The following is a 23,747-nucleotide window of genomic DNA, read 5'->3' as shown; positions in this document are numbered from 1 at the left end:
GGATCCCGCGGCGCCGCGCCGGCGCGTGAAATCGCACGCGAAAAGTATAGCACGCCTGCGGCGCACCGCAAGGGGATAATCCGACCCGATCCCCCTCAGTCGTACTCCAGCACCTCGCTCGCGCGGTCGGCCCAGGAAAGGCGCACGGCGACATGGCCGAAACCGTTCCCCCTCGCGGCTTGCACGGCGCTCATGCGCGCCAACTCGGGCCGGTTGCACTCCTCGGAGAGGTGCGCGAGAAAGATGTCCTGGAGCGCCTCCGAGGCGACCTCCGCGAGCAGCGCGGCGGCGGAGCGGTTCGACAGGTGCCCCATTTCGCCCAGGATCCGCTCCTTCACCGACCGGGGGCGGTCGGAGTTTTCGAGGAGGATCGGATCGTGATTGGACTCGAGGATAAGCGCACGGCAGTTCTTGAGGCGCTCCATCACCCGGGGGGACGGATGCCCGAGATCCGTCGCGATGCCCACACGGCATCCCGCCGCGGAAACGACGAAGCCGACCGGGTCGAGCGCGTCGTGCGGAACCGGAAACGGGTGCACCGTGAACGGCCCGACGCGGAAATCCACGCCGGTTTTGAAGTAGTTGAACGCCGCCGCGGGAAAATCCCGGCCGAGCAGGCCGCTCGCCGTCAGGCGGTTCAGGTGTACGGCGACGCCGTGCGCCCGGTGCAGCGCCGGCAGCCCCCGCACATGGTCGCCGTGCTCGTGGCTCACCAGCACGGCCCGGATCGATTCGATCTCGACGCCGATCGAGAGGAGACGCGCCGCGAGCGCCCGCCGGCTCAGCCCCGCGTCGACGAGGAGGGGGAAGCCGCCGCTCTCCATGTAGATGGAGTTGCCTGAACTCCCGCTGCCGAGGATGCAGATCTTCATGCGGACGCCCGAAGGATAGCATCTTTGCGGCGCCGGTTCAAAACAGCCCGCCCGGGGCCCCTTGCCCCCCTCCCCTCCCTGTGCTACCCTTGCCACGGTTCGCCGGTCCCGAGCGATCGCCTTGAAAAAATACGACACGATCGCGGTATCGCTGCTCTGCCTCTACATCGCCGCCTTCGTCCCCCTCTGCGTCAAGAAATACCTGGCGTTCGGCTACTACGACTTCGACACGGCGACCGCGAACCAGATCGCCTGGAACAACCTGCGCGGCGACCTGTGCTACTCCTCGCTGCACGGCGGCAACATCCTCGGCTTCCACGCGTACCTGTTCCTCCTCCTCCTCTCCCCCCTCTACGCACTCTGGCAGTCCCCGCTCATGCTCCTGTGCCTTCAGACCCTCTTCCTGGCGCTGGCGGGATGGCCGATCTACCTCGTCGCGAAGCGGGAGATCGGCGGCGGCGCCGTGCCGCTCCTCTTCCTCCTGCTCTACCTCCTCTATCCCCCGCTGGGCTATATCACCCTGCTCCACGTCCATACGGTCAACTTCGCCCCCTTCCTTCTCGCGTGGGCCTACCTCTTCTACCGGCGGATGCGCTACGGCCCCTTCCTCGCCTTCCTCGTCGTCGCGATGAGCACCCGGGAGGAGATCGCGTTCGTCGCCGCCGCGTTCGGCGCGTGCGCGCTCTGGGAGCGGAGGGGACTGCGCTGGTCCGTTGCGCCGCTCTGCCTGGGCATCGGCTGGTTCTGCGCCTACTTCTTCTGGCTCGCCCCGCACCTCAGGGGGGGCGCCCCCTCGCCGTTCCTCCCGTTCTACGCGGAGGCCGGCGGGTCGGCGGGGGCGGTGGCCGCGAACATCGTCCGCCGGCCGCTTCTGATCCTGGGGATCGTCTTGCGGCCGGCCAAGCTCCTCTACCTGTTCCGGCTCTTCGCCCCCCTCGCCTTTCTCCCGCTCCTGGCCCCCGGCGCCCTGTTCCTCTGCCTCCCCCCCCTCCTGCTCAACCTGCTGGCCACGAAACCGTACGTCGCCGACATCATCTACCAGTACAACGCCCCGATCATCCCGTTCGTCTTCATCGCAGGGATCGCGGGATTCAGGCGTTTGCAGGGGCTCCTCGGCGCCGCCGCGTTCCGGCGTCCGGCGGCCGCGATCCTGGCGGTCGCCGGGATCGGATTCAGCTGGCGCCTCGGGCCGCAGCTCCATCTCCTGTCGGACTCCTGGCGCGGGGCGGTCGACTGCCTTCCCCGGACCGACCCGATGGCCGCGGCGAAATGGGAGCTGGTGCGCGCCGTCCCCGACGGCCTCCCCGCGGCCACGAACTTCGGCTTCTTCACCGCCCTCTCGAGCCGGAAGGAGCTCGACTCGATCCCGTGGGTGCTCGCGGGGCGTTTCGGCGACCTCCCGAGCCCCTACCCCGGGCGCGCCGACATCCAGTGCGCCTTGATCGACTTCGGGGACCCGACCACGTTCGTGAAATTCTACGACCCGCGCAGGAGCCCCGCGCGCTTCAGGGAGTATCTGGCCCGGAACGAACTCGGCCTCGTGCGCATCGTCGGCCAGATCGCGCTGTACCGGCGCGGGTCGCCCGACGCGGTCGCGCTCTGGGAGCGGCTCGCCCCGGGCGGCGGTGGCGAAGGCATCCTGGCGGCGTTCGACGGCCTCCTCCTGAGAAAGGCGGAGCTCGCGCCGGAGGAGGCGCGGGGGATGCGCCAGATCCGCGTCAGCTCCCTCTGGGAGGCCGCGGGCGCGGGCCGGGGGGATCTGTCGCTGATTTTGAGGATGCGGGGGCCGGAGGGGGGGGAGCTGCTGCGCCAGGTGGCCTGCATCTGCCACCATCTCCACCCCACCTCGGAGTGGGAGGAGGGGGAGCGGATACAGGCGCGCCACTTCGTCGCCGTCCCGCCGGATCTTCCCCGCGGCGTCTACTCGCTCCAGATGCTCCCGATCGACACCTTCCCCCCCTGCAGGGTGCGACAATTCGCCGCGAGGCCGGGCATCGTCACCCGCGACGGGTGGCTCTCGCTCGGCGACGTGCGGCTCTGATCCGGGAGGCGCCCCTCGTCTTCGCACGGGGCGCGACGCGAATGCACAGGTACACCGCGGCGCTCATCGTCGTCTTCCTGCTCCTGCTGCCGCATCTCCTCCTCTTCCCGGCGACGTTCGGAACGCAGGCGCTCCTCTTCGAGGACCATCTCTCCTTCTTCTACCCGTTCAGATCCGCCGCGGCGCGGATGTACCGGGATGGCCGCATCGCCCTCTGGGACCCGTACATCTTCGCCGGGCTCCCGGGCGGCGCGGAGATACAGACCGCGCTCTTCTATCCTTTCAACCTCCTCTTCCTCCCGCTCTCGATCTTCAGGGCGATCGCCCATTTCGCGGCCCTCCACCTCTTCCTCGCCTCCCTCTTCATGTACCTGTACCTGCGCGGGCTCGGGATCTCACGCGGTTCGTCCCTGTTCGGCGCCTGCGTCTTCGGCTACAACGGATTCAGCATCGTACACACGGAGCAGCTCTCGATCATCTCCTCCTGCGCCTGGCTGCCGCTGATCCTCCTCCTGGTCCAGCGGGCCTCCGAGCGGCGCGGGCTCGCATACCCGACTTTCGCGGGCATCGCCGTGGGGCTCCAGTTCCTGGCCGGGCATCCGCAGATGGCGCTGATAGGCCTCTGCACCGCCGGGGCCTATCTCCTCTTCCTGCTCCGCGGCCCGGCGCTCGCCGGCAACCGGGCGGAACTGGCGCGGCGGGTGCGCATCGGGGCCGCGGTCGTCGCCTTGGGAACCGCGCTCGCCGCCGTGGCACTCCTCCCGTTCGCGGAGGCGTACCGTCACTCGCTGCGGGCGACCGCCGGCGCGCCCGGGACCGCGGGGCTCTCCCTCTCCCCTCGACGGCTCCCCGCTTTGCTCGTGCCCGCGCTCGCCCCCGGCGAGGGCGAGCTCGACGAGGTGACCGGGGGCATCTACGCGGGCGCCGTCCCGTTCCTCCTCGCCCTGCTGGCCGCGACCGGGGCGCGCACGGGGCTCGCCGCGTTCTACGGCATCCTCGCCGTCTTCTCGCTCCTCGCCGCGCTCGGGGAGGCGACGCCGCTCCATCGCCTGCTCGCCGCCGTCCCGCCGCTCCGCCCCGCGCTCCAACTGCCGCTGAGGTTCTTCCTCCCGTACATGACGGCGCTGTCGGTGCTCTCGGCCCTCGCGCTGGACCGGGCGGCCGGGACGCCTCCCGCCTCCCGCCTCGCGCCGCGGCCGGGAGGAGCCGTGTGCGCCGCCTTCCTCGCCTTCTTCGGCCTGGCCCTGGCGGCATGCGCGCTCCGCGGCCACGGGCCGGGGCCCTCCGCCGGGGGGGCCGTCCGGGGGATCTGCGCCTTCCTCCTGCCGCTCGCCGCCTGCCTGGCGTGCCTCCGCCTGCGGGCCGGCGGGGCGGTCGGCCCCAGGCCGCTCAAGGCGCTCCTGCTCGTCCTCGCGCTCGCCGACCTCCTCTCCTTCGGCCGCGGCTACCTCCGGTTCGGCGACGCGGCCGCGGCGGGCGCGAAGCCCCCCGTATTCGATTTCTTCGAGCGCGACCCGGGCCTCTACCGCGTCTCGATCCTCGACAGGCGGATAGGCCTCAACCTGCCGATGGTCTACTCCCTGCAGAACATCGGCGGCTACAGCCCGGCCATCCTGGCCGACACCCTCCGCTACCTGATCTACAACGCCACCGGTTCCCACGACCTCGGCGGGATACAGCCGACCTCGAGGTTTTTCCTCCTGCCCGATCTGGACACGAAGATGAGCGGCCTGATGAACGTCAAGTACCATGTCGCCCCGTTCAGGCGGGACGGCGCCGTGTGGATGCAGGTCTCCGCCCGCAGGCATTTCTACCCCCGGGCATTCATCGTCCCGCGTTTCGCACTGGTGCCCGAACGGGCCCGGATATTGGAGATCCTGGGGGACGAAGGGTTCGATCCGGCGGCGACGGTGTTGCTGGAGTCCGCCGAGGGGCTGGAGGGGTTCGACTTCTCCCCGGCGACGCGCGGGAGCGCCCGAGTCGCGCGGTACACCCCCGACTGCATCGACATCGAGACGGTCGCCGACGGGGACTCGTTCCTGTTCGTCTCCGAGATATTCTTCCCCGGATGGAAGGTCTCGGTCGACGGCGCCCCCGGGGCGATCCACCGCGCCCACTACCTGTTCAGGGCGGTCCCCCTGAAGAAGGGCGCGCACCGGGTGCGATTCAGCTATGCGCCCGCGTCGTTCGCGGCGGGCGCCTGCACGAGCCTGGCGGCGACGGCGCTGGCGGCGGGGCTGCTCCTCTGCGCCCTCCTCCGTTCCGTTCGCCGCGGCCCCGACGCCGCCACCGGGCGCGTCATGCCCGGTACTGCGCCGTCTCCCGGGCGAGGGACGGGGGGATCTCCGCCGTGATGACCACGCAATCCCCCTCGTAGCAGCGGGAGAATACGGTCCCCTCCTCGTAGATCCTCGACAGCAGGGCCGCCTCCGCCTGGGGCAGGACGAGGCGGCAGCGGATCAGTCCGCGCCCGAGTTCCGCCGCCACCAAGAGGCGCAGCGCGTCGCAGCCGGTCCCGCGCAGGGCGGAGACCGCGGCGTGCATCGAAAAGCCGCGGGCGAGGCGCTGCAGCCGCGCCTCCTCCGGGAGAAGGTCGATCTTGTTGAAGACCGCGATGCACGGTTTCTCGCCCGCCCCGATCTCGCCTAGCACCCTGAAGGCGGCCTGGATCTGCTCCTCGACCTGCGGGTGGGCGGAATCGATGACGTGGAGCAGAAGATCGGCCTGCCGCACCCCGTCGAGCGTCGCCTTGAACGACTCGACGAGGTGGTGCGGGAGCTTGCGAATGAACCCCACCGTGTCCGTCAGGAGGGCTTTGCGCCCCCCGGGCAGCGGCAGAACGCGCGTGGTCGGGTCAAGCGTCGCGAAGAGCCGGTCCTCGACACGGACCCCCGCGGAGGTGAGCGCGTTCATGAGGGTCGATTTCCCCGCGTTGGTGTAGCCGACGAGCGCCGCGACGGGGATCTCCCGCCTCCGCCGGCGCGTCCCCTGCGTCTGACGCTCCCGTTCGACGTCCGCGAGCCGTTCCTTGAGCCGCCGGATCTTCTCCCGGATGCGCCGCCGGTCCACCTCGAGCTGCTGCTCGCCGGGCCCGCGGGTGCCGATGCCGCCCTCCTGCCGCGACAGGTGCGTCCACGCCCTCGTGAGGCGGGGGAGCATGTAGCGGAGCTGGGCCAGTTCGACCTGTATCCTGCCCTCGCGCGAACGGGCGCGCAGGGCGAAGATGTCCAGTATCAGTTCGGTCCGGTCGATCACCCGGCGCCCGGTGAGCTCCTGGAGGTTTTTCACCTGCGCGGGGCTCAGCTCGTCGTCGAAGACGGCGAGCGTCGCCCCCTCCCGCGCGCAGAGAAGGCGCAGCTCCTCCGCCTTCCCCCTCCCCACGTAGTAGGCGGGGTTGGGGGAGGAAAGTTTCTGCACGAGCGTGCCCGCCACCTCCGCCCCGGCGGTCCGGGCGAGGTGGGAGAGTTCGGCGAGGTGGTCCTCGACCTGCCACCGGCGGACCCCGCCGACCTCGAGGCCGACGAGGATCGCGCGCTCGGGCGGGCGCGCCGTCGAGCCGGGGTCTGTGCGGTGTCCGGTCATTGCGGCCTCATCGTGCGCTGTCGAGACGGCCCAGGATCCGCCCCGCCGTCTCCGCGGCCGCCTCGTCCGAGGCGACGTCGATCCAGAGGATCCTCGGATCGCGCGTGAACCAGCCGTACTGCCTCCTGGCGTAGGCGCGCGTCGCCCGCGCGATCGTCTCGGCCGCCTCGTCGACTCCGCACCCCCCCTCGATGACGCCGGCGAACTCCTTGAGGCCGAGCGACTGCAGGATCGTCGCGCCCGCCCCGCCGCTTCGGGAGGAGAGGGCCCGGGCCTCCGCGACGGCCCCCGCCGCGAGCATCGCCCGGGTCCGCGCCTCGATCCTCCGGGCGAGATCCTCCCTGCCGCGCCGCAGCCCGAAGAAGACGCAGGCGCAGGCGAGGGTCGGGCTGAACCACGCGGCGCCGGGCACGACCTTCCCCCCTCCCCTGCCCCACTCCCTCTGGAGCGACGAGATCGGACGCCCGCACGCCTCGAACACCTCCAGGGCGCGGACGATCCGCCTGCGGTCGTGCGGGTGTATCCGCGCGGCGGCCGCGGGGTCGACCGCCTGGAGCCGCCTGTGGAGCGCCTCTTCGCCGGAGGCGTCGGCGAGCCGCTCGAGGCGCTCCCGGAGGGCGTCGTCGCGCCCCGCCCCCTCGAAGAGCCCGTCGGCCAGGGCGCGCACGTACATCCCGGCGCCCCCCGCGACGATCGCCGTGCGCCCGCGCCCGCGTATCCGCTCCACCGCCGCCTTCGCCAGGCGGGCGTAGCGGGCCGCGTCGAACCGCTCCCACGGTTCGGCGACGTCGAGGAGGTGGTGGGGGACGCGCGCCCGCAGGGCGGGGCCGGGCTTGGCGGAGAGGATGTCGAGGCCCCGGTAGACCTGCATCGAATCGGCGGAGACGATCTCCCCGCCGAGGCGCGCGGCGAGCGCGACGGCGACATCGCTTTTGCCCGAGGCCGTCGGGCCCACGAGAAACAGAACGGGAGCGGTCACAGGATCCCCGGGGGTCGAACGCATCCGATGGACGGCCGGAGGGTAACAGAGGTTCCGGGCGGAATCAAGGGGTTCGCGCCCCCCGCGCGGCCCCCGAATCTTCTTGCAATTTTTTTGCCTATGGCGGACCATGGAAAACGGGTAGTCACCATCCAACCACGGAGGAGGTAACGTGAAACGATACGCGATCGCGATGGTCCTTCTCGCCTTCGCCGGCGTCCTCTTTGCCCAGGAGGCGCCGGATGCCGAGAAGCCGCAGGCCCCCGCGGCGGAATCGGCCGCAGAGGTGAAGGAGGCTCCCGCGGCCGCCCCGGCGGCGGAGGGGGATTTCTGCTGCAGGGAGCGGATGCAGGACGGAAAGCCGACCCTCGGGAAATGCCACCGGAAGGCCTGCAAGTTTTTCCCGAGAAAGGATGTCAAGTGCTTCCCCACCGCCGACGCCGCCAAGACCGCCGGCTGCGCGGCGTTCTGCAAGATCTGCTGCAAGGATCTCCAGTAGCGGCGCGCAGGACCAGGTCGTGCGAATGCCCCTCGTCACGAGGGGCATTCTTTTCACCCCGAAACGCCGTGTGGGCCGAATCGCCCCGTGGCGTCCTTCACGCCTTCGGGATCGATTCCCGATCCGCGGGTAGCCGCGAAGATCCGCTGCACCACCCGCCTCCCCGCATCCTTCCTGCTTGGGATCATCCGCACCCGCGGCGGACGCGTCACGTCCTCCCGAACCTCCTGTCCAGCTCCGCGGCGGGGATGCGGATGACGGTCGGGCGCCCGTGCGGACAGGTAAACGGCGAGCGGCAGCGCATCAGGTCGTCCACGAGGCGCCGGAGCTCCTCGCCCCGCAACGGATCCCGCCGTTTCACGGCGGCGCGGCAGACCTTCGCCGCGACCGCAGCGGCGACCCCGTCCCTGACCGCCCGGCTCCTCCCCTCCGCCGCGAGCTCGGCCAGCACGTCGCGCAGGAGCGCCTCCGGGTCGGCCGCCCCGAGACACGCCGGGAGATGGTCCACCTTGAGCGCGTGTTTCCCGAACGGTTCCAGGCCGATCCCGAGCGACCGGAACGCCTCGAGGTGCTCCGCGGCGAGCGCCCGCTCGTGCGCCGAAAGCTCCACGATCGACGGGATGAGGAGCCGCTGGAGTTCGCCCCCCCCCTCCTCCCGCGCGCGCATCACCTTCTCGAACAGTATCCGCTCGTGTGCGGCGTGCTGGTCGACCACGGCGATGCCGTCGGCGTCCTCGCAGACGACGTAGAGGTTCTTCACCTGCCCGACGACGCGGAGCCGGTGCGCCGGTTCGGCCTCCTCGAGCGGCAGAACGGCCGTCTCGGCGCCCAGGGGCGGGCGCGCGCTCGTTTCCGGCGGGCGGGGCACGCCCCCCTCCGCGGCGACCGGCACCCGCTCGACGGCCCCCTCCCGCGCGCGCGACTCGTAGGTGAAGGCCGGGCCCGCCGCGCGGGGCCGCCCCGTTCCTCCAAGGGCCTGCGAGACGGCGTTGCGCACGAGATCCCTTGCGAGGGCGGCGTTACGGAAACGCACCTCCCGCTTGGCCGGGTGCACGTTGACGTCCACCTCCCGCGGCTCGATCTCGAGGTAGACGAACGCGACCGGGTACCGCCGGGCCGGTATGAACCCGTCGCAGGCGTCCGAGACGGCGAACGAGAGGATCCGGTCCTGCACCGGCCGCCCGTTCACGAACAGGTATTGCACGGCGCGGTTCCCGCGCGTGATGCCGGGCGGGCTGACGAAGCCGCGCACGCGCGCCCCCCCCGCCGACGCCTCGAACGAAAGCAGCGCCGCCGCGAGCTCCGCGCCGAAGAGGGAGGCGATCCTCTCCCGCGGGGAGGCCGCCGGGGGCGCCTTGAGGAGCTCCTCCCCGTCGGCGCGCAGGGAGAACCCGGTGCCCGGGCGGGCGAGCGCCTCCGCCGTGAGGGCGGCGGCGATGCGGGAGTTCTCCGCCGCCTCCGACTTGAGGAACTTGCGCCGCGCGGGGACGTTGAAGAAGAGGTCGCGGACCGTCACCTCGGTCCCCTCCGGGGCGCCGGCGTCGCGCGCCTCCCCGGCGCGCCCCCCCTCGACCGAAAACCTGGTCCCGGCGAGCGCCCCCTTCTCCTTCGTGACGATCTCGAGCCGCGAGACGGCCGCGATCGAGGGGAGCGCCTCCCCGCGGAACCCCATCGTGCGGACGGCGAAGAGGTCGTCCGCCCCGGCGATCTTGCTCGTCGAGTGGCGCTCGATCGCGAGGACGGCGTCGTCGCGCCCCATCCCGCACCCGTCGTCGCGCACCCGCACGAGCGACTTCCCCCCGTTGCGTATCTCGACCTCCACCTGCGAGGCGCCGGCGTCGAGGGCGTTCTCGACGAGCTCCTTGACCACCGAGGCGGGGCGCTCCACCACCTCGCCCGCGGCGATCTTGTTGATCACCGCCTCGGGGAGCACGCTGATGTTACCCATCGTTCATCTCCTTGAGCCGTTTGAGGAGGTGCATCGCCTCCAACGGCGTCATCCGGTCCAGGTCCAGCCGCCGGAGCTGTTCCGCGATCGGACTCGGGCGCGCATCGAAGAGGCTCATCTGCCGGGGCGGCGCCGGGCCCCCCGCCTGCTCCTCGGGCTGCGGGAGCCGCTCCTCGCGGATGCACCCATCCTCGAGGGCGTTGAGGATGTCCTTGGCCCGTTCGATCACCCTCCCCGGCAGCCCCGCAAGCCGCGCCACGTGGATCCCGTAGCTCTTGTCGGTGCCGCCGGGGACGATCTTCCTGAGGAAAATGATCTCGTCGTTCCACTCCCGGACGGCGACGTTGTAGTTCTTCACCCCGGGGAGGTTCATCTGGAGCTCGGTGAGTTCGTGGTAGTGCGTGGCGAAAAGGGTGCGGGCCCGCACCGCCGGCGTGTTGTGCAGGTACTCGGCCACGGCCCAGGCGATGCTGATGCCGTCGAAGGTGCTGGTCCCCCGCCCGATCTCGTCCAGGACGATCAGGCTCCTCTCGGTCGCGTTGTTGAGGATATTCGCCGTCTCGTTCATCTCGACCATGAAGGTGCTCTGCCCCCGGGAGAGTTCGTCGGAGGCCCCCACGCGCGTGAAGATCCGGTCGGCGACGCCGATCGTCGCCCGGGCGGCGGGGACGAAGCTCCCCATCTGCGCCATCAAGACGATGAGCGCCGTCTGCCGTATGTAGGTCGACTTCCCCGCCATGTTCGGGCCGGTGATGATGAGAAGCTGATCGGTCTCGGTGTTGAGCAGGGTGTCGTTGGGGACGAACCGCTCCCCGGCGAGGGAGAGTTCGATCACCGGGTGCCGGCCGTCGACGATCTCTATCAGATCGGCGCCGTTGACGACGGGGCGGACGTAGTTGTTGCGTTTCGCGACGGACGCGAGCGCCTGCAGCACGTCCAACAGGGCGGCGCCCCGGCCGATCCGCTGGATCCGCTCCGTCTCGGCCACGACCCGCTCGCGGATCGCGCCGAACAGCTCGTACTCCATCGCCGCGGCCTTCCCCTCGGCGTTGAGCACCCGCTCCTCGTGCTCCTTGAGCTCCGGGGTCACGAACCGTTCGGCGTTGACGAGGGTCTGCTTCCGGACGTAGTCCGGCGGCACCATCCCGAGGTTGGCCTTCGTCACCTCGAGGTAGTAGCCGAAGACCCTGTTGTAGCCCACCTTCAGCGACCTGATCCCGGTCCGCTCCGCCTCGCGTTTCTGGAGCGCGGCGATCCACTCCTTGCCCCCGCGGGAGACGGCCCGGACCTCGTCGAGCGCCGCGTCGTACCCCTGGCGGATGATCCCGCCCTCGCGGATTGTGAGCGGGGCGGCCGGATCGATCGCCTTCTCGATGAGCGCCGCGAGATCACCGGCGTCCTCGAGAAGGCCCCGGGCGCCGGCGAGGATCGGCGCCTTCAGCGAAGCGACCGTTTCCGCGAGCGCGGGCAGGAGCGCGAGCGACTGCCCGAGGGAGAGGAGGTCGCGCGCGTTCGCGCGCCCGCAGTCGATCCGGGCGATCAGGCGCTCGGTGTCCTTGAAGTCGGCGAGGAGGCGCGCGAGGGCGGCCGCGGCCGCCGGGTTCCCGGCGAGCTCCTCCACCCCGTCGAGGCGGGCCGATATCTCATCCGGGTCCGCGAGGGGCCGGAGGAGCCACCCCTTGAGCAGGCGCGCGCCCATCGCGGTCGCGGTGCGGTCCAGGACGGCGAGCAGGGTCCCCTCGCGCCCACCGTCGCGGAGGTTGCGCGCGAGCTCGAGGTTGCGCTGGGTGGCGAGATCGATCACCAGCGCGCGGTCCGCCGCGTACGGGACGATCTTCGTCACGTGGGCCAGCGAGGCGTGCCCGGCGTCCTTGAGGTACTGGACCGCCGCCCCGGCCGCCGAGGCGGCGACGGTGAGCCCGGCGCAGCCGAAGCCGTCGAGCGACTGGGTGCGGAAGAGCTCCCGGAGACGCCGGAAGGCGCCCTCCCGCTCGAAGAGCCAGTCGTCGCACGGATTGACCAGCTTGTCCGACACCCGCCGGAGCGCCTTCATGAACGCCGCGTCCTCGGCGAGCGCGCGGGGGAGCAAAAACTCGCTCGGCGACAGCCGGGCGATCTCGTTCAGCAGGTCCGCCTCGCACGAAAGCTCGGTCGCGAGGAACTCGCCGGTGGAGAGATCGAGGCAGGAGAGCCCGTAGAGGCCCCCCGCGCGGTGGATCGCCGCGAGATAGTTGTTGCTCCCCGCCCCCAGCAGCTCCTCCTCGAGCGCGGTCCCGGGCGTGACGACCCTCGTCACCTCCCGCTTCACGAGCCCCTTGGCGAGCGACGGGTCCTCGATCTGGTCGCAGACGGCCACCTTGTGCCCGGCGCGGATCAGCTTGGCGATGTACTCCTGCGCCGCGTGGTAGGGGACCCCGCACATCGGGACCCGGTTCCCCTTCCCGCTCTCGCGCCCGGTGAGCGTGATCCCCAGGACGCGCGAGGCGGTGACGGCGTCCTCGAAGAACATCTCGTAGAAATCGCCGAGGCGGAACATCAGGATCGAGGGAGGGGTCTCGCGCTTGATCCGGCGGTACTGCTGCATCATCGGCGTGAGCTGCATGGCGGCATTGTAGCAGAAATCGCCGCTTCGCCACAGGGCCGGAGGGGGGAGACGGAGGGGGTTCAGGGATGCGGCGGGGTCCTGTCGCGCGCGGCGCGCGCGGCGACGGCGTTCCTCAGCGCTTCCTCGGCATCCTGCAGACGCCTGCGAAGGCGCATCACGTGCGGGAGGATCTCGCAGACGGCGATCAGCACCCCGATCAGGATCGAGACGAAGATGATGACGCTGACCGGCCACTTCCCGATGTTCCAGAAGAAGAGCCTGATCCGGCACTCGTGGCCGAAGTTCTGGATGGCGAACACGATCAGCACGATGCAGATCACCAGGGCGGCGATGAGCTTGACGACCGTCTTCTCTGGCATCGGGTCCTTGACTGCAACCGGAGGCATCCTCTTCACCCCCTGACATCGCCGATCAGCGTGATCGGCGTAGTATCTGTAATTATAACACGAACAAGTCTCTCTGTCAATCCTCGCCCCCCCGCGAAGACCACGCGACGGTTCTCCGCCGTCCTGCCGAAGAGGCGGTTCGGGTTCCGGCGGCTCACCCCCTCGACGAGCACCTCGACCTCCGTGCCCGCCGCCGAGGCGTGCTTCTCGGCGTTGATGGTGCCCTGGAGCCGCAGGATCGCCGCGTGCCGCCGCCTGATCTCCTCCGGGGGCACCTTCGGGCCCATCCGCGCCGCCCGCGTCCCCTCGCGGTCGGAGTATTTAAAGACGAACGCGTCGTCGAACCGGATCTCCTCCAGCGCCTGGAGGGTGTCCCTGAAATCCTCCTCCGTCTCCCCCGGGAACCCCGCGATCAGGTCGGTGGTGACGGCGATGCCGGGCACCCGTTCCCGGAGGCGTTCGACGAGGATGCGGTAGTGGGCGATCGTGTAGCCGCGGTTCATCAGGGAGAGTATCCGGTCCGATCCGGACTGGAGCGGCAGGTGGAGGTGCGGGCAGACCCGGGGCGTCTCGGCCATCGCGTCGATGAGCTCCTCGGGAAAATCCCGCGGGTGCGAGGTCATGAAACGGACGCGGAGGATCCCCTCGACGGCGCCGACGCGTCTGAGGAGCCCCGCGAACGAGACCCGTTCGGAGGAGTAGCGGTTGACGTTCTGCCCCAGCAGCATCAACTCGCGGCAGCCGTCCCGCGCGAGCCGTTTCACCTCCGCGACGACCTCCCCGGGCGGCCGACTGACCTCCCCCCCCCGCACGTACGGCACGATACAGTAGGCGCAGTAGGCGCCGCAGCCCCGCATCGCCGCGACGAACCCTTTGAGGCGCCCCCCCCGCCTCCGGGGAAGGGACCCGTGCGGCGGCTCCCTGTCGGTCGCGACATCGATCAGCGTCCTCCCCTCCCGCTCCGCCTCTGCGACGAGCGCGGGGAGCCGGTCGAACGACCGCGTGCCGCAGACGACCCGAACCCACGGGCAGCGCCGGGCGATCTCCGCCGCCCGCGCCTGGGCCATGCAGCCGCAGACGGCCACCCCGAAACCCGGTTCCCGCGCGGCGCGCTCCTTCAGGGCGAACAGAGCCCCCCAGACCCGGTCCTCGGCATGTTGCCGGACGGCGCAGGTGTTGAACACGACGAAATCCGCCTCCCGCTCGAGGTCCGTGAGCGCCCATCCGTCCTGCTCGAACAGCCCCGCGATCGTCTCGGAGTCCAGTTCGTTCATCTGACAGCCGTAGGTGCGCAGATACACCGCGCGGGAGGGAGGTAACGCGGCGTGCACGGTCCGGTCCATGCGGGTAGTGTACTACAACCGGCGGCACGGCGCCTCAATGTGCGGGGGAGGGTGCGGGAAGATAGCGGAGGATTTCGGTTGTTCCGGGCGGGATCTTGTGCTATAAGGAATTATTCACGGAGGGATGAGATATGCGTCGCCGCATCGTCTGCCTTTCACAGCGGGCGCGCGTCTCCTCCCCGCGAGGCGGGCGCATCTTCATCCCCCGGGAGCTTCTTTTCGCCGAGACCCGCTCCCTGCGGAGCGCACCCGGCGTCCTCGAGGCCGTCATCCTCTCCACCTGCCTGCGTTTCGAGATCTACGCCGCGCTGGAGGAGGGCGTCGGGATCCCGGGGCCGATCGCGGACTACCTCCGCCTCGCGCACGGGGTCGACCCGGCCGCGCCGGGGGCGTCGATCTCCGTCTTCGAGGAGGGGGACGCGGTGCGGCACCTCTTCGAGGTCGTCTGCGGCCTCGACTCATCCATCGTCGGGGAGAAGCAGATCGTCGCCCAGGTGAAGGAGGCATACCACGCCGCGCACGCCGCCGGCTGCACCGGGCCCGTGCTCAACCGGCTCTTCCAGAAGTGCCTGAACGTATCCAAGCGGGTCCGGACGCGGACCGGCATAGACCGCGGCGTCTGTTCCGCCGCCTCGCTCGCGGTGACGCTCGTCCGGCGGCGGCTCGGGACGCTCGAGGGCGCGCGCGCCCTGGTCCTCGGCGCGGGGCAGATGGGAAAGCTCGCCGCCCTCAACCTCGCCGCGAACGGGTGCGGCGCGATCCGCTTCGCCGCGCGCTCCGAGGAGAACGCGCGCATCGTCGCGGGGCAGTGCGGCGCCGCGTGCATACCGTTCGGCGCCGTCTCCAAGGCGCTGGATGAGACGGATATCCTCCTTGCCGCCACCGGCGCCCCGCACCAGGTCGTAGGGTACGCGACGATCGGGGAGGCGATGAAACGACGGGGGGGCCGGCCCCTCTGCATCGTCGATCTCGCCGACCCGCCTGACGTGGACCCCCGCGTCGCGTCGATCGGGGGGGTGACGCTCTATACGCTGCGCTGCGTCGACGCGCTCGCGGAGGCGCCGAAACAGGCCCGCCTCGCGGCGATGAGGAACGCCCGGGCCATGATAGAGGAGTCTATCGGGGAGTTCGCCCGCGCGCGGGAAACGGCGAGACGCGCCGCCGCCTGCGCCGTCTGACGGCCGCGCCGTCAAGGAGGAGATGATGAAGAGATCCGCGCCCGTTTTGATCGCCCTGTGTCTCGTCTTCGCGCCCGCCTGCGCGGGTCTCCTCGCCGCCGAGGAGGCCTCGCGGCCCAGGATCGAACCCGCGTGGGAGTCCAGCTACTCCCCGGTGGTGGTGACGGAGCCGTTCGAGGAGACGATGCACAAGGACATCGCCGCCAAGCCGGCGCGGATGAAACGCCAGATGGACCTCCTCAACGAGCGCTACGACCTGTCGAAGAATATCGCCGACGACGCGACGATGTCGGGGGGGAAACCGCTCCCCGTCGGCCCCACGGCGAGGCTGAAGAACGGCCTCACCTGGGATACGCTCGCCGCGATGAGCCCGGAGGAGATCAAGGAGAAGGGCGTCTTCCCGTACCTCCCGCTCCCCCATCCGGTCCATGAGGTCGGCGGAATGGTCTTCCCGGAGATGGTGCTGAAGGAGTTCGACCGGCTGAAGCGGTTCGACATGGACTTCGACCTGCCGGAGCATTTCCTCCCCGAGTTTCCGGCCCCGATGTACCTCACCACGCACAAGGGCATGGGCGATGTCTCGCAGGGGCGCAACGTCACCATCGACAACTACCATATCCTCTTCAACGGGCTGTTGAACCCCAAGCAGCTCGAGGGGCTGCGGCTCCTCGTGACGCAGTTCCCGCAGCAGCAGTTCAACGCGACCGAGGACCGCAAATCCGAGAAGCCGAGCCTCGGCGTGACCTGCTTCGACTGCCACGCCAACGGCCATACCGTCGCCGCCACGCACCTCGTGGGCGACATCCGGCCGCAGAGCCACCGGAGCAGGCTCGACGTCCCGTCGCTGCGCGGCGTCAATATCCAGCGCCTCTTCGGGTCGCAGCGCGGGCTCAAGAGCGTCGAGGATTTTACCGAGTTCGAGCAGCGGGCCGCGTACTTCGACGGCGACCCGGTGATGGCCACGAAGAAGGGCGCCAACATCCTCGAGCGCGGCAGCCAGGTCCACTTCATGGCCGAGTTCCAGGCGCTGCTGGACTTCCCGCCCGCGCCGAAGCTCGACGTCTTCGGGCGGCTGAGGAAGGACGCGGCCACCGAGTCCGAGCTCAGGGGGGAGGCCGTCTTCTTCAGCAAGGGCCGCTGCGCGGAGTGCCACCCGGCCCCCTACTACACCGACAACGGTATGTACGACCTCCAGGTCGAGCGCTTCTACGCGCCGCGGATGATCAACGGGCAGTATATCCGCGCCGAGGGGCCGATCAAGACCTTCCCGCTGCGCGGGATCAAGGACTCGCCGCCGTACCTGCACGACGGGCGTTTGCTGACGCTGGAGGACACGGCCGAGTTCTTCAATCTGATCCTGGATCTGAAGCTGAGCGCGCAGGAGAAGAAGGATCTGGTCGCCTTCATGCGGGCGCTCTAGTCGCCCGGACCGGGGCGGGGAGGGCGCCTGGCGCGCGATGAAACGGTTCCCGGTGCTCTGCGCCTCTCCCGGCGTCTCCGCGGGGCTCCTCGTCTGCCTCGGATTCCTCTCGGCCGCCGGCTCCCTGCTGCCGCCGCCGCGCGCCGCGGCGTTCGCCGGTTCGCCTCTTTTCTCCCTCCTCTGCGCCCTCCTCTTCCTCAATCTCCTGCTCGGCGTCCTCCTGCCAGGCAGCCGGGCGCCCCGGGCCGTCCTCATGCGCCTGGGCGCGATGCTCATACTGCTCGGGGGATTCGTGGGCGCCCGGGCGGGGATGCGCGGGCGGGTGCAGCTCTACCCCGGCCAGGAGGTCCGCGCGTTCGATGACGGCAAGGGGGGGAGCTTCGACCCCGGCTTCTCCCTCCGGCTCGACCGTTTCGCCGTGGAGCGTTACCCGGGGGGCGCGCTGGAACTGGGCATCAGCGTCCCCGGCGCGGAAGGGATGGAACTATACCGGGTCCGTATCGGGCGATGGACCGGTCCGGAGGGGCTGCGGGTCCTCCCCCTGCGCTATATCCCCGACTTCAAGGTGGCCGCGTCGGGGGAGATCGTCGAGCGGAGCGCCTCCCCCAACAATCCGGCGCTCGAGGTCGAGGTGCGCGCGGGCGGGGAGACGGAACGCGGCTGGCTGCTCGCCCGCTTCCCCGGCTTCCCTCCCCTGGGGCTGAGCCGGACCCTGCGGAGCGGGCGCATCGTCTTCCTGGACCGCGGCTCCGAGCGGGTGCAATCGTACGCGTCGGAGGTCACCATCCTCCGAGACGGCGCCCCGGCGGCGAAGGGGAGGATCGAGGTCAACCGCCCGCTCAGGATCGGCGGCTGGAAAGTCTACCAGTCGACGTACGACCGCACAGGATGGCAGTGGAGCGGGCTCGAGTTCGTGCGCGACCCGGGCGTCCCGCTCGTCTACTGCGGCTTCGCCCTGCTCGCCCTCGGCGTCACGCTCTGGACGGCGCGCGGCGGCCCCGGGGAGGAGGACGCATGGACCCCGCGCTGATCAACGCCGCCCTGGCGCTCTACCTGGCCGCCTGCGTCGCGGGCGTCCTGTACCTGCTGGGGAGACCCGCCTCCCTGTACCGGATCTCGATCTCGGCGGCGACCGGCGGCTTCGCGGCCCTCTCGCTCGGCATCGTTCTCAGGTGGATGCACGCGGGGCACGCCCCCCTGACCACCCTCTACGAGACCGCCGTCTTTCTCGCCTGGGCATCGTGGGCCGTGGCCTTTGCGCTCCTCGTCCCCCGGCGGATGCGGGAGCCCGCGGCGCTGGCGCCGTTCGTCTGCGCCGCCTGTCTCGCCGGCGCATCCACCCTCGACCCCTCGATCCGCCCCCTCGTCCCCGCCCTGCGGAGCAACTGGCTGGTCGTCCACGTGGCCGCGAGCTTCCTCGGCTACGCCGGCTTCACCGCCGGCGCGGCGGCGGGGATCGGCACCGCGTTGGCCCTGCGGCGCGGAACGCCCGCGGATGGATGGGAACGGTCGGCGACGCTCTGCATCCGCTTCGGGTTCCTCTTCCTCACCTACGGGATCTTGACCGGATCGGTCTGGGCCAACGAGGCGTGGACCACCTGGTGGGGGTGGGACCCCAAGGAGACCTGGGCGCTTCTCACCTGGCTCTTCTATCTCGCCTTCCTCTCCCTCAGGCCCCGGACGGGCGCCTCGCGGGCCCGCCTGACCGCCCTCTTCTCCGTGGCCGGGCTCCTCTTCGTGCTCTTCACCTACCTCGGGGTGAGCTTCCTCCTCCCCGGCCTTCACAGCTACCTCTGACCGGGGGGCGCCGCTCCTTCCCGCCGGCGCTTGTCCCTGCCGGCGCCCTCTGCTATACTCCCGCGCATGCTCCAGGACTTCGCCGATCTGTTCGCATGGCTGGCCGCGCACGCGCGGCTCGGGCCGTTCCTCTCCCGCGTCAGCGACGCGGTCTGGGGCCCGCCGATGCTCGCGCTCCTCTTCGGCACGCACCTGTTCCTCACCTTCCGGCTCGGCCTCATCCAGCGACACACCTGGAAGGCGATCAGACTCTCGTTTTCCCGCGGGGGCGGTGGCCGGGGCGACATCAGCCAGTTCGCCTCCCTGATGACGGCCCTCGCCGCGACGATCGGCGCCGGCAACATCGTCGGCGTCGCCACGGTGGTCGGCGCCGGCGGGCCCGGGGCGGTCCTCTGGATGTGGCTCACCGGCCTCTTCGGCATCGCCACGAAGTACGCGGAGGCGCTGCTCTCCGTGAAGTACCGCGTCACGACGGAGGACGGTTCCATGGCGGGCGGGCCGATGTACGTCCTCGAGAAGGGGCTCGGCTGCCGGTGGCTCGGGCTGGTCTTCGCCGCCCTCACGGCGACGGCCGCCTTCGGCATCGGCAACATGGTGCAGGCGAACTCGATCGCGACGATGCTGCGCGACAGCTTCGGCGTCTCCCCGTGGCTCACCGGCGCCGCGCTGACGGCCTGCACGGCGCTGGTGATGATCCGCGGCATCAGGTCCATCGCGCGGGTCTGCAGCCTCCTGGTGCCGTTCATGGCGGTTTTCTACATCCTCGGCTGCGCGGCGCTCCTGCTCGCGGGGGCGCGCGGCATCCCGGGGACGATCGCCTTGATTTTTCGGAGCGCCTTCACGGGGCAGGCGGCGCTCGGGGGATTTGTCGGCGCCGGGGTGCGGGACGCGGTCCGCTACGGGATCGCCCGGGGGCTCTTCTCGAACGAATCGGGGATGGGGAGCGCCCCGATTGTCGCCGCGGCTGCCAGGAGCCGCACGCCGATCGACCAGGCGCTCATCTCGATGACCGGGACGTTCTGGGACACGGTGGTGGTCTGCGCCATGACGGGGCTCGTGCTGGTGAACTCCGGCGCGTGGACGAGCGGACTGCAGGGCGCCGCGCTCACCTCCGCGGCGTTCGCCGGCATCCCCCGTGTCGGCCCGACGGTGCTCGCGGTGGGGCTGTGCACCTTCGTCGCCTCGACCATCTTCGGCTGGTGCTACTACGGGGAGAAGGCGATCGAGTACCTCCTCGGCGCCCGCGCGATCGAACCGTATCGAAGGATCTGGGTCGCCGCGGTGATGGCGGGATCGGTCCTCTCCATCCCGTCGGTCTGGGCGTTCGCGGACATCGCCAACGCCCTGATGGCCGTCCCGAACCTCGTCTCGCTCGTTTTGCTGAGCGGCGTCGCGGCGGCCGAGACGAAGGCCGGCCTCAAAAGGCTCTGCGGTCCCTGATTCGCCCCTTCCTGTCGTTCGCCCCCCGCGGCTACTCCTTCTCCTCCCTGAAGTACGGCCTCCCCAGCGCCTCCGGCGCGGATGCCGCGCGCCGCGACGACCCCCGCTGGGCGACCGAGAGAAAGACGATCGTGCCGATGTACGGGATCATCTGGAGGAACTGCACCGGGATGACGGTCCCGCGCGCCTGCATCCTCGTGTCGAGCGAGTAGAGCGCCCCGAAGAGCAGCGCCCCGAGCGCCGCCCTGCCGGGATGCCAGGCGCCGAATATCACGAGGGCGAGCGCCACCCAGCCGCGCCCCGCGGTCATCTGCTCCTTCCATCCCGGGGATAGGGCGAGCGAGAGGTACGCCCCGCCGAGCCCGGCGAGGATCCCGCCGAGCGTCACGCAGAGGTACCGCACGGCGGCGACCCGCACCCCCGTCACGTCCGCCGTCGCCGGGCTCTCCCCGACCGCGCGGATGCACAGGCCGAGCCGCGTCCTGAAGAGGAAAAACCAGGTCGCGGGGGCGAGGGCGTAGGCCGCGTAGGCGAGAAGGTTCTGTCGGAAGAGCGCCGGGCCGAGAAACGGCAGCCGCGACAGGAGGGGGATCTCGATCGCGGTGAAGCCGAGCGCCGCGGGCTGCAGGATCAGGTCCATCCGCTCCCCGATGAACGAGGAGAGGCCCAGGCCCAGGATGGAGAGGGCGAGGCCGCTCACGATCTGGTTGGCCCTGAACGTCACCGAGAGGACGGCGTGGGCGAGGCTGAACAGCCCCCCGGCGAGCATCGCCGCCGCGACGCCCGCGAGGAGGCTCGACCCCGCGCCGCACGCCGCGAAGCCGCAGACCGCCCCCATCAGCATCATCCCCTCGGCGCCGAGGTTCAGCACCCCGGCGCGCTCGGAGATGATCTCGCCGAGCGCGACGAGCAGCAGCGGCGCGCCCTGGTCCACCGCCGCCGCGAGCACCGCCTGGACGAAGCCGAGCCCGCTATCCATCCGCCCCCCCCCGCGACGAGACGGCTCTCCGCATGACGACCCGATAGTCCAGGAACAGATCCCCGGCGAGAAGGAAGAAGAGGATCGACCCGGTGAGGATGTTGATCGCCGATATCGGGACGCCGAGGTCGATCTGGATCATCTCCCCCCCGGTGAGGAGCCCCCCGAAGAGAAACGCGACCAGCGCCACGCCGAGCGGGCGCGCCCGCGCGAGCCAGGCGACGATGATCGCGGTGTAGCCGTACTGGGCGAAGATTTCGCGCGGGATCCTGCACTCGACCCCCGCGACCTGGCAGAAGCCGGCGAGCCCGGCAAGCCCGCCGGCCGCGGCCATCACCGCGACGATGTTCCGCCCGATCGCCATCCCGGCGTAGCGGGCGCACTCCGGGCTGTCGCCGATCACCCTGACCTCGTACCCCCAGACGGTCCTCTCGAGCGCGAACCGGAGCGCGAGCACGGCCGCAGCGGCCAGGAAGATTCCGGCGTGGACCCTCCCCCACCCGAGCTGCGCGAGGCAGGCGGCGGGAGGAAACGGGCTCGTGAACGGAAATCCGTCCGCCCCGCGGAGGGGGCCGTAGACGAAGAACTGGACGAGGTAGATCGCCACCCAGTTCAACAGAAGCGTGGTGATGATCTCGCTCACGTTCAGGCGCGCGCGGAGCAGGCCCGGGACCGCGCCCCAGAGCGCCCCGGCGGCGAACGAGGCCAGGAGCATCAGGACGAAGTAGGCGGGGCGGCCGAAGCCGGGGATGCCGAGCGCGACGAGGGAGGCGGCGAGCGCCCCGGCCACGTACTGTCCCTCCGCCCCGATGTTCCAGAGCCGCATCCGGAGCGCCAGCGAGACGCTCAGGCCGCAGAAGAGGAGCGGGATCGCCTTGACCGTCGTCTCCGCGAGGCCGTAGCGGGTCCCGAACGCCCCCCTGCAGAGCGCGGCGTAGGCGTCGAGGGGGTTGACGCCGACCGCCGCGATCACGGCGCCGCCCAGAAGCAGCGCGAGGGCGAGCGAGCCGAGCGTGACCGCGGCGCGCAAAGGCCGCGTCGCCTGAAGCCGCTTCTCGAGCGCGGGCACTATCATCCTTCCGCCTCCACCCGCTCCGCCCCGGGCCCCTGCCCCGTCATCAGGAGGCCGATGGTCTCTCGGTGTGCCTCCCCCCGCCGCATCGCCCCGCTCAGCCTCCCCCGGTGCATCACCGCCACCCTGTCGCCGAGGGCGAGGATTTCGTCGAGGTCCTCGGATATGAGCAGCACCGCCGCCCCGCAGTCCCGCATCGTCAGGAGGGCGGCGCGGACCTCCCCGGCCGCCCCGATGTCGAGACCCCGCGTCGGGTGGACCGCGAGGAGGGCCCGCGGCCCGGACGCGAGCTCCCGGGCGAGGACGATCTTTTGAAGGTTCCCGCCCGAAAGCAGCCGGACGGGGAGGCGCAGATCGGGGACGGAGATCGAGTAGCGCTCGATGAGTTCCCGCGCCCACTCCTCGGCCTCGCCGGCCCGCAGCAGGATCCCCGCCCCGACCGGGGGCAGGCGGCGGCGCTTCAGGATGAGGTTCTCGACCGCGCCGAGCCCCGCGGCGGTGCCGACCCTGCTCCGGTCGCCGGGGATGCAGGCGAGCCCGCGGGCGATGATCGCCGCGGGGGAGGCCGCCGACATCTCCCTCCCGAGCAGCCTGTACCGTCCCGCCGAGGGCTTCCGCAGGCCGGTGAGCACCTGCTCGAGCTCACGCTGCCCGTTGCCGGAGACCCCCGCGATGCCGAGGATCTCCCCGCACCGCAGGTCGAGGTCGACCCCGCGCAGGGCGGGGGCGCCGCGGTCGCCGAACGCCTCGATCCCCCTGAGTTCGACCACCGGCAGCCCCCCCGTCCGCGCGGCCGCGGGAGCGGGTGCGTCGCATCCCCGCCCCACCATCAGGCGGGCGAGCGCCCTCTCGCTCGTCGCCGCCCGATCGAGCACCGCGACCCGCCGTCCCTTCCTGAGCACGGTGATCCGGTCGGAGATCTCCATCACCTCGTCGAGCTTGTGCGAGATGAAGACGATCGAACGCCCCTCCGCGGCGAGGCCGCGCATCACGGCGAACAGGGAGCGGATCTCGGCCGGGGCGAGCACCGCCGTCGGCTCATCCAGGATGAGGATACGCGCCCGCCTGAGCAGGAGCGCGACGATCTCGGCCCGCTGCTGCTCGCCGACCGAGAGCTGCCAGGCGGGGGCGCCCGGGTCCACCGCGAAACCGTAGCGTTGCGCCGTCTCCGCGACGCGCCGCTCGATCTCGCGCGCGCGGTAGAGGAACGAAAGGTCGGGCATCAGGAGCGCCGCGTTCTCGGCCACCGTGTGGCGCGGGATGAGCATGCTGTGCTGGTGGAGCATCCCGATGCCGAGGGCGAGGGCGTTTCGCGGCGAACGGATCGCCACAGGACGCCCGTCGATCTCGATCTCCCCGGCGTCGGGGCGGTAGAGGCCGGAGAGGATCTGCATCAGGGTGGATTTGCCGGCCCCGTTCTCCCCGAGGAGGGTGTGGATCTCGCCGCGGCGCAGATCGAAGTCGACGCCGTCCGCGGCCGCCACGCCGGGGAAACGCTTCCGGATGCCGCGCATCCGCACCGCGAGGGCGTCGATGGATCCGTCCCCGTTCCTCATACCGAATGCGCGCCTTCCCCGAAGGAATACCCTTCGCCCTCCGCGGCGGA

General features: G+C 70.9%; 18 protein-coding genes. 8 read left to right on the top strand and 10 right to left on the bottom strand.

Features of this window, described 5'->3' with window-relative positions:
- Positions 1 to 95: 95 nt before the first annotated feature.
- Positions 96 to 872 carry an MBL fold metallo-hydrolase gene (locus GXY35_04235; protein ID NLW93792.1) on the bottom strand — a complete coding sequence of 259 codons (777 nt, stop codon included), beginning with the start codon at positions 870 to 872 and terminating at the stop codon, positions 96 to 98.
- A gap of 121 nt (positions 873 to 993) precedes the next feature.
- On the opposite strand from GXY35_04235, the gene GXY35_04230 reads away from it, so the two are divergent.
- Both GXY35_04230 and GXY35_04225 read left to right on the top strand, forming a co-directional pair.
- Positions 994 to 2,913, top strand: a complete 1,920-nt coding sequence (locus tag GXY35_04230) for a DUF2079 domain-containing protein (protein NLW93791.1) — start codon at positions 994 to 996, stop codon at positions 2,911 to 2,913.
- Between the two features lie 41 nt (positions 2,914 to 2,954).
- Positions 2,955 to 5,267, top strand: coding sequence for a YfhO family protein (locus GXY35_04225; protein ID NLW93790.1), 2,313 nt, complete (start codon positions 2,955 to 2,957; stop codon positions 5,265 to 5,267).
- Here GXY35_04225 and hflX read toward each other — a convergent pair.
- Together hflX and miaA are read right to left on the bottom strand one after the other, a co-directional pair.
- Positions 5,212 to 6,495 carry a GTPase HflX gene (gene hflX / locus GXY35_04220; protein ID NLW93789.1) on the bottom strand — a complete coding sequence of 428 codons (1,284 nt, stop codon included), beginning with the start codon at positions 6,493 to 6,495 and terminating at the stop codon, positions 5,212 to 5,214. The two genes, GXY35_04225 and hflX, sit on opposite strands and share 56 nt — an antisense overlap.
- Before the next feature lie 7 nt (positions 6,496 to 6,502).
- Entirely contained in the window at positions 6,503 to 7,474 is a 972-nt protein-coding gene (gene miaA / locus GXY35_04215) for a tRNA (adenosine(37)-N6)-dimethylallyltransferase MiaA (GenBank protein NLW93788.1), read from the bottom strand.
- 172 nt (positions 7,475 to 7,646) lie between these two features.
- On the opposite strand from miaA, the gene GXY35_04210 reads away from it, so the two are divergent.
- Entirely contained in the window at positions 7,647 to 7,973 is a 327-nt protein-coding gene (locus GXY35_04210) for a hypothetical protein (protein ID NLW93787.1), read from the top strand.
- A 208-nt stretch (positions 7,974 to 8,181) separates the two neighbouring features.
- Here the strand turns inward: GXY35_04210 and mutL are convergent, their stop codons facing one another.
- From mutL to miaB, 4 genes are all read right to left on the bottom strand, one after another.
- Complete coding sequence (mutL, locus tag GXY35_04205) at positions 8,182 to 9,921, bottom strand: DNA mismatch repair endonuclease MutL (protein NLW93786.1); 1,740 nt, start codon at positions 9,919 to 9,921, stop codon at positions 8,182 to 8,184.
- Positions 9,914 to 12,523 (bottom strand): DNA mismatch repair protein MutS, encoded by a 2,610-nt coding sequence (mutS, locus tag GXY35_04200; protein ID NLW93785.1) that lies wholly within the window; start codon positions 12,521 to 12,523, stop codon positions 9,914 to 9,916. Before mutS ends, mutL begins: the two co-directional genes overlap by 8 nt.
- 62 nt (positions 12,524 to 12,585) lie before the next feature.
- Entirely contained in the window at positions 12,586 to 12,912 is a 327-nt protein-coding gene (locus GXY35_04195; protein NLW93784.1) for a LapA family protein, read from the bottom strand.
- Positions 12,913 to 12,917: 5 nt separating this feature from the next.
- Positions 12,918 to 14,186, bottom strand: coding sequence for a tRNA (N6-isopentenyl adenosine(37)-C2)-methylthiotransferase MiaB (gene miaB / locus GXY35_04190; GenBank protein ID NLW93783.1), 1,269 nt, complete (start codon positions 14,184 to 14,186; stop codon positions 12,918 to 12,920).
- 200 nt (positions 14,187 to 14,386) lie between these two features.
- Here miaB and hemA point away from each other — a divergent pair, with 200 nt between their 5' ends.
- From hemA to GXY35_04165, 5 genes are all read left to right on the top strand, one after another.
- Positions 14,387 to 15,433 carry a glutamyl-tRNA reductase gene (gene hemA, locus GXY35_04185; GenBank protein ID NLW93782.1) on the top strand — a complete coding sequence of 349 codons (1,047 nt, stop codon included), beginning with the start codon at positions 14,387 to 14,389 and terminating at the stop codon, positions 15,431 to 15,433.
- A gap of 25 nt (positions 15,434 to 15,458) precedes the next feature.
- On the top strand, positions 15,459 to 16,853 hold the full coding sequence (locus tag GXY35_04180; protein ID NLW93781.1) for a cytochrome B6: 1,395 nt from the start codon (positions 15,459 to 15,461) through the stop codon (positions 16,851 to 16,853).
- A gap of 37 nt (positions 16,854 to 16,890) precedes the next feature.
- Complete coding sequence (locus GXY35_04175) at positions 16,891 to 17,883, top strand: cytochrome c biogenesis protein ResB (GenBank protein ID NLW93780.1); 993 nt, start codon at positions 16,891 to 16,893, stop codon at positions 17,881 to 17,883.
- Complete coding sequence (gene ccsA / locus GXY35_04170; GenBank protein NLW93779.1) at positions 17,868 to 18,650, top strand: cytochrome c biogenesis protein CcsA; 783 nt, start codon at positions 17,868 to 17,870, stop codon at positions 18,648 to 18,650. Before GXY35_04175 ends, ccsA begins: the two co-directional genes overlap by 16 nt.
- A 66-nt stretch (positions 18,651 to 18,716) precedes the next feature.
- Positions 18,717 to 20,090: a sodium:alanine symporter family protein gene (locus GXY35_04165; GenBank protein ID NLW93778.1), complete on the top strand. Its 1,374-nt coding sequence runs from the start codon at positions 18,717 to 18,719 to the stop codon at positions 20,088 to 20,090.
- A gap of 31 nt (positions 20,091 to 20,121) precedes the next feature.
- Here GXY35_04165 and GXY35_04160 read toward each other — a convergent pair whose 3' ends face one another.
- From GXY35_04160 to GXY35_04150, 3 genes are read right to left on the bottom strand one after another with little or no spacing between them, the layout of a single operon-like run.
- Positions 20,122 to 21,069 (bottom strand): ABC transporter permease, encoded by a 948-nt coding sequence (locus GXY35_04160; GenBank protein NLW93777.1) that lies wholly within the window; start codon positions 21,067 to 21,069, stop codon positions 20,122 to 20,124.
- Positions 21,062 to 22,141, bottom strand: coding sequence for an ABC transporter permease (locus tag GXY35_04155; protein ID NLW93776.1), 1,080 nt, complete (start codon positions 22,139 to 22,141; stop codon positions 21,062 to 21,064). Before GXY35_04155 ends, GXY35_04160 begins: the two co-directional genes overlap by 8 nt.
- Positions 22,141 to 23,676 (bottom strand): ABC transporter ATP-binding protein, encoded by a 1,536-nt coding sequence (locus GXY35_04150; protein ID NLW93775.1) that lies wholly within the window; start codon positions 23,674 to 23,676, stop codon positions 22,141 to 22,143. Before GXY35_04150 ends, GXY35_04155 begins: the two co-directional genes overlap by 1 nt.
- Between the last annotated feature and the right edge of the window lie 71 nt (positions 23,677 to 23,747).

The sequence above is a fragment of the Chlamydiota bacterium genome (assembly GCA_012729785.1).
Taxonomy (GTDB): domain Bacteria; phylum Auribacterota; class Tritonobacteria; order UBA1439; family UBA1439; genus UBA1439.
Note: the sequence above shows the minus strand (reverse complement) of the source record. Positions and strands in the feature narration are given on the sequence as shown.